Below are 6,439 nucleotides of genomic sequence, written 5' to 3'. Positions count from 1 at the left end.
GTCTTAATCTCATAAAACTCAGTCTTTCGCTGATATACTTTTGGCACTTTTGACAATGAAACTGGCGGCGTGGTACTTCTAAATATACCGGATTGCCTAATATTGACAAATCTCTGACTAGATTATACTCTGTCTGATTGATTCTGTCCAAGGTTTGATGGCAATTCGGACATTGAATTGTTTCATTTAAAAGAGCGAGCTTTAGGAAAATTGTCTGAGCAATTTTTTGATAATTGACCACTGTTACATTTGGTAAATCGAGGAGTTGATCAAAATTTATCCACATAACCCACCTCCTGTTCTGTGTTACTATTATACCATGCTCACACAGAACCTAGAAGAGCCCAGGAATCCACTTACCGACGTAGTCTGGCACAAAAAAGTAAACGGACGGCCATGGATAATAACTATATGATGGCTGTGCTGAAAGCCTTTTGTCAAGCCTAATTGAGATGCTCTTACCCTGATAACTGATGATATTTGTTGCTTTGGCGATTTTAGAACAGGACGGTCGCTTTTTAATGCAGTTGCGCGACGACATCCCGACGATTCTCTATCCGGGGGTGTGGGGTTTATTTGGTGGTCACTTAGAAGGGGGTGAAAGTCCAGAAATAGGGTTAAAACGAGAGTTAAAAGAAGAAATTAACTACGAAGCCCCTAGTTTACGCTATTTTCGCTCTTATAACGATGATAATCTCTCCCGTTATCTTTATCATGTACCCCTGACCCTGGGATTAGAAAAATTAGTGCAAACGGAAGGGCAAGATTTAGCATTATTACCTCCGGCTGCCATCCGTCAAGGGGAATACTATTCCCAGAAGATTAATCAGACTCGTCCTTTAGGAAAAATTCATCGCCAGATATTGCTCGATTTTATAGAACTAGAATTATAGTGGATACTAGAGCCAGACAAGGAACTCCCTTATCTATACGAGAGTCGTAGCTAACACTGCTCCTCACCTCCCTCGAAGGCAAAATGCTCCCGCTTTTTGAATGGCTTTATTGAAACGTCAATCTTATTTTGGCTTTGTCTTTATGAACCAGTCGCGTCCCTCGTTCGTTTCCGTGCAGAAACTCCTATCTGGAGGTGCGATCGCTACCCTAGCAGTTAGTTCCCTGATGGTCCTTACCCCCGCAGCCAAAGGGGAAAAACCCTTAGAAGATAACCCGAAAGCAGTCATCGACCAGGTTTGGCAAATTGTTAATAATGAATTTGTAGATCGTAGTTTTCATCAAATCGATTGGCAAAAAAAACGTCAAGAATTGTTAAGCAGAAATTATACTAATCCCCAACAAGCTTACACAGCAATCCGCGAAGCTTTAAAGGAATTGGATGATACTTATACCCGTTTTTTAACTCCTAGGGAATTTTCTGTCCTCACCAGTCAAACTTCCGGAGAATTATCGGGAATTGGGGTACGTTTAGCTCTCGATAAACGCAGTAACGATCTGGTTGTTGTCGATACGGTGAAAAAATCCCCCGCCAAGGAAGCGGGAGTGAAAAGCGGCGATCGCCTGATCAGAATTAATGGCAAACCCACCGCTTTAATGACCCTAGAACAGGCAATGGAGGCACTACAGGGAGAAGTGGGTACTAGCGTTAGTTTACAGCTTGCCCGTCCCGATCAAGGGGTATTTGAAGTGACTTTGACCCGGGTAGATATCGAAATCCCCTCCGTTAGCTATACCCTTAAACAGGAAGGTGGGGTGAAAGTTGGTTATATTAAACTGGATGAATTTAGTTCCCACGCAGCCGAACAAATGAAAGAGGCGATCGAGGAATTAAGTCAACAACAGGTATCCGGCTATGTTCTCGATCTGCGGGGCAACCCCGGCGGGTTACTATTTGCTAGTGTCGATATCGCTCGTATGTGGATGAAACAGGGCAAAATCGTTAGCACTATCGATCGACGGGGCGGAGATCGCCAATTTATCGCCAATAACACCGCTATTACCGATTTACCCCTAGTAGTCTTGGTTAATAAAGGTTCAGCGAGTGCCAGCGAAATCCTCGCCGGAGCGCTAAAAGAAAATGGCCGGGCGACTTTAGTAGGTACATCGACTTATGGCAAGAGTACCGTCCAATCGGTACACACCCTTTCCGATGGTTCTGGATTAGCGGTGACAATTGCCCGTTATTATCCCCCCAACGGCGAAAATATCTACAAAAAAGGCATTAAACCCGATGTGCAGATCGAGTTAACCCAAGAACAACAGCTGCGCTTCCGGGATGATCCTTCTTTGCTGGGAACGAAGGATGATCCCCAGTACCAACAGGCGATCTCACTCCTACAATCCCATAGTGTTAAACGTCCAGGCACTGGCAATCTCAATAACCCTTTGAGTAGTCGGGCCGAATAATCGTCCTAGAAAATCTGGGGAAACGGCGACTGTTTCGGCGAAATGGCGATTCTAGAACAGCCTTTAAGGCCTTTAACAGCGCTCTCTCTCGCTCCCGTGCAGTTGCTGGTGATTCCCCCCCCAAAGATTTCTGCAGCTACAAATTCTGCAACTAAGCATAATACGCATTATAAAACTGTATCGCTGGCTACAAATGCTTGATTATTCGCCAAAAAGTAACCTGATCAAAACCTCACACCCTGCTCTATAATTCCCGACGACCTTCTAAAGCTCTCGCTAAAGTTACTTCATCAGCGTATTCCAGATCGCCGCCCATGGGCAACCCGAAAGCGATACGGGTAACTTTAGTGAAGGGTTTCAGTAAACCCCCGATATACAAAGTCGTGGTTTCCCCTTCGACACTGGGACTGATAGCTAAGATAACTTCCTGAATTTTTTTCTGGCTGACTCTGGTGACTAAAGACTGTATATTTAATTGATCCGGTCCAATCCCATCCATAGGTGAGATAACACCCCCTAAAACGTGATATTTGCCCGAATATTCCCTAGTTTTCTCCAAAGCAATCACATCTCTGGAGTCAGCTACCACACAGATAGTCCCCGTTTCCCGGTTGGGATTGCGGCAAATTTCGCAGATCGGTTCGGCCGAAAGATGAAAACAAACCTGACATAATCCTACTTGTTTTTTGGCTGCTACGATCGCCTGGGCCAATTCGATCGCATCTTGTTCCGGTCGTTTGAGAATATACAGGGCCAAACGTTGGGCGCTTTTGGGTCCGACTCCGGGTAATTTTTGTAACTGCTCGATCAAACGAGCTAAAGGCGGTGTATAAATAGCAGTTAATCCTCTTATCAGTTATCAGTTATCAGTTATCAGTTATCAGTTATCAGTTATCAGTTATCAGATTTGAGTTTTCAAGTGAGCAGTGTTACATGGAAGTTTCCTGCTGTCTTTTCACTGTTTACTGCTCACTGTTTACTAACTAAGACCTTTTTGGTAAACGGACATCGATAACACTGGTGTTGAAATTATAATTATCTCCTTCCAACTCGATTAAAGTGCCAATTTTCACCTTTTGACCGCCAACAACCGCACCAGTGTCGGTAACTTCCGCTTGACCACTGAGAGTCATAATCATATCTTGAGAATAGTTTTCCGTGCGGGGATCCGGTAGGACTTTCACACTACCATCCGGCTGCGGAACTAAGACATTTCTCGATAAAGGTTTAACATTTTTTATATCCACTTGACCGGCCGGTTGATTACGAATAACAATATTAGTTTTCTTCTCGGTATTGAATTGATTAATCAAAGCATTGGGATTGAGAACACTTAAACCCCGGACAATAACATCCACTTCTATGGGTTCTTTGGTAACTTGAGCGATCGTACTTTTACCACTTGTCCCCGGTACAACAAAAATACCGATAATTGTCAATAAAATTACTAAGGCCGCTCCGATATCAAGCAAGCTAAATTTACCGAATAAACGTCCTTTTGAGTCTAATAACTGCATAGCCTTGAATTTATATAGATGACTATTCCTAGAGATCGAGCCTAGAGAGTAAATTCTATCACGATCGGAATCTTGGTCGCAGACAGGAAGTCTGACTTAAGATAGAAGATCGGAGTCTCACACGGAGCGATCGATAGACAATGGCGGGTAAAACTCAACTTAAGAAACAAGAAAAGCAATTATCTCCACTCGATCTGACCCCTTCTGACGGTAACAACCTCGAAAAAGTTGCCCCCGTTAAACATTGGTCGATCGAAGATAGCGAAAATCTCTATCGCATCCAAGGCTGGGGAGAACCCTATTTCTCGATCAATGCCGCAGGAAATATTACCGTCTCGCCCCAGGGAGAAAGGGGCGGTTCTTTGGACTTATACGAGTTAGTTTCGGCGATTAAGCGGCGAAATATCGGTTTACCCCTGCTAATTCGGTTTAGTGATATTTTGGAAGACCGGATCGAGCGCCTAAATGCCTGTTTTAACCGAGCGATCGCCCGTTATAATTATCCCAATGTCTATCGCGGTGTCTATCCGATCAAGTGCAATCAACACCGTCACATCGTCGAGTCTTTAGTGCGTTTTGGTAAACCCTATCAATTTGGGTTGGAGGCTGGTTCAAAACCTGAGCTAATGATTGCTTTAGCTACCCTAGAACCTGCCTTAAACGGCAAAAATGACAAAACACAACCCTTGCTAATTTGTAACGGCTATAAGGACAAAGAATACCTGGAAACTGCTCTTTTGACCACTCGTCTCGGTCATCGGCCTTTGATTGTCATCGAACAATTGGAGGAATTATATTTAACCCTGCGCGTCAGTCGTCAGTTAGGAATTGCCCCACATTTGGGAGTGCGTGCGAAACTGGGGACAAAAGGGGTGGGCCGTTGGGGATGTTCCACGGGAGACCGGGCCAAATTCGGTTTAACCGTCCCGGAAATCTTAACGGTGGTGACGGAATTAGAACAAGCGGGGATGTTAGATTGTCTGCAACTGCTGCACTATCATATCGGGTCGCAAATCTCCGCTATTAGCGTCATTAAGGATGCCATTCGCGAAGCTAGTCAGATTTATGTGGAATTAGCGAAATTAGGGGCAAATATGACCTATCTCGATGTGGGGGGTGGTTTAGGGGTGGATTACGATGGCTCAAAAACTAACTTCTACGCCTCAAAAAACTACAATATGCAGAATTATGCCAATGATATCGTGGCTGAGGTCAAGGAAGCTTGTGAAGATGCCCAGATTTCACCCCCAATTCTCATCAGTGAAAGTGGCCGGGCGATCGCTTCTCATCAATCGGTGTTAGTCTTTGATATCTTGGGAAGTAGCGAGGTTCCCCAAAATCCCCCCGATCCCTGCAATGGGAAAGAACACCTCATCCTCCGTAATCTCTGGGAAACCTACACGGGTATCGATGAGCGCAATTATCAGGAAGCTTATCACGATGCGGGACAGTTCAAAGAGGAGGCGATTAGTCTGTTTAATTTCGGTTATCTCAGTCTCAAAGAACGAGCTAGAGCCGAACAATTGTACTGGGCTTGTTGTCACAAAATTCTGCAAGTGGCCCGACAAGAGGATTATGTTCCCGATGACTTGGAAGACTTAGAGCAAATTATGGCCTCAATTTATTATGCCAATCTCTCGGTTTTTCAATCAGTTCCCGATAGTTGGGCGATCGATCAACTATTTCCAATTATGCCGATCCATCGTCTTGATCGAGAACCTACTCAAAGAGGAATTCTCGCCGATTTAACCTGTGATAGTGACGGGAAAATTGCCCAGTTTATCGATTTGCGCGGGGACATAAAATCAGTTTTAGAATTGCATCCGTTGGAGTACAAAAACGGTAAACATTCTCCAGAACCCTATTATCTAGGAATGTTTTTGGTGGGTGCTTATCAAGAGATTATGGGCAATTTACATAATCTTTTTGGCGATACTAACGTGGTACATATTCAGATGAGTCCCAAGGGGTACGATATCGAGTATCTAGTCAAAGGAGATACGATCACGGAAGTATTAAGTTATGTGCAGTATTCTGCGGAAGACCTGTTAGAAAGAATTCGTCTTCGTTGTGAACAAGCTTTGCAGGAAAATCGCATGACTGTGGAAGAATCCCAGTTACTACTACAGGATTATGAACGCAGTTTGCGACGTTATACCTATCTAGTGGGTGGGGATTAATAGAGGTTACTTGTGGGGGAAATTTAGCTCATTTTCCCTTTTTAAAGCATTGATCGCAGAATTTTGGGCTAATGCTACCTCTGGTAGTACATTTATATGTATTTTCTCACTCCTTTCTTGCCGTCCCGCAGGAGGGAAGCGACATCAACATCTATTTCGTAAAAATTTAGTTACAAATACTTTGCGATTTGTGTCAATAACTTGCTACCTGCTACTTTTGCTACAGGAAATAGGTTACAACCCACATTCCGCATTTCTTATCATTCAATTGATAATTTGATAATTATTACTAATACATTGCTTACAACCCATTGGCAGGAAGGATTATAGCTACAATTATTGATTTTCATCAAGGTGATGTAAAAATATATAAGAATATAT

The 6,439-nt window shown here is 43.6% G+C and carries 6 protein-coding genes; 3 read left to right on the top strand and 3 right to left on the bottom strand.

The window, feature by feature from the left end; all coding sequences use genetic code 11:
• Positions 1–286: transposase family protein (locus tag PN470_RS16830; protein ID WP_272104836.1), on the bottom strand; the 286-nt coding region annotated here is incomplete at its 3' end.
• 187 nt (positions 287–473) lie between these two features.
• On the opposite strand from PN470_RS16830, the gene PN470_RS16825 reads away from it, so the two are divergent.
• A complete protein-coding gene (locus PN470_RS16825) occupies positions 474–893 on the top strand; it encodes an NUDIX hydrolase (RefSeq protein WP_271935963.1) in 420 nt (139 codons plus the stop codon).
• Positions 894–1,035: 142 nt separating this feature from the next.
• A complete protein-coding gene (gene ctpB, locus PN470_RS16820; protein WP_334310448.1) occupies positions 1,036–2,361 on the top strand; it encodes a carboxyl-terminal processing protease CtpB in 1,326 nt (441 codons plus the stop codon).
• A gap of 244 nt (positions 2,362–2,605) precedes the next feature.
• Here the strand turns inward: ctpB and recR are convergent, their stop codons facing one another.
• Positions 2,606–3,196: a recombination mediator RecR gene (gene recR / locus PN470_RS16815; protein WP_043999193.1), complete on the bottom strand. Its 591-nt coding sequence runs from the start codon at positions 3,194–3,196 to the stop codon at positions 2,606–2,608.
• 148 nt (positions 3,197–3,344) lie between these two features.
• Positions 3,345–3,878: a DUF4330 domain-containing protein gene (locus PN470_RS16810; RefSeq protein WP_002737551.1), complete on the bottom strand. Its 534-nt coding sequence runs from the start codon at positions 3,876–3,878 to the stop codon at positions 3,345–3,347.
• 140 nt (positions 3,879–4,018) lie between these two features.
• Here PN470_RS16810 and speA point away from each other — a divergent pair, with 140 nt between their 5' ends.
• Positions 4,019–6,058 (top strand): biosynthetic arginine decarboxylase, encoded by a 2,040-nt coding sequence (speA, locus tag PN470_RS16805; RefSeq protein ID WP_002777779.1) that lies wholly within the window; start codon positions 4,019–4,021, stop codon positions 6,056–6,058.
• The last annotated feature ends 381 nt before the right edge of the window (positions 6,059–6,439 follow it).

The sequence above is a fragment of the Microcystis sp. CS-574 genome (assembly GCF_028329095.1).
GTDB lineage: Bacteria > Cyanobacteriota > Cyanobacteriia > Cyanobacteriales > Microcystaceae > Microcystis > Microcystis ichthyoblabe_A.
The sequence above is the reverse complement of the archived record's forward strand: the minus strand, read 5'-3'. Positions and strand labels throughout refer to the sequence as shown.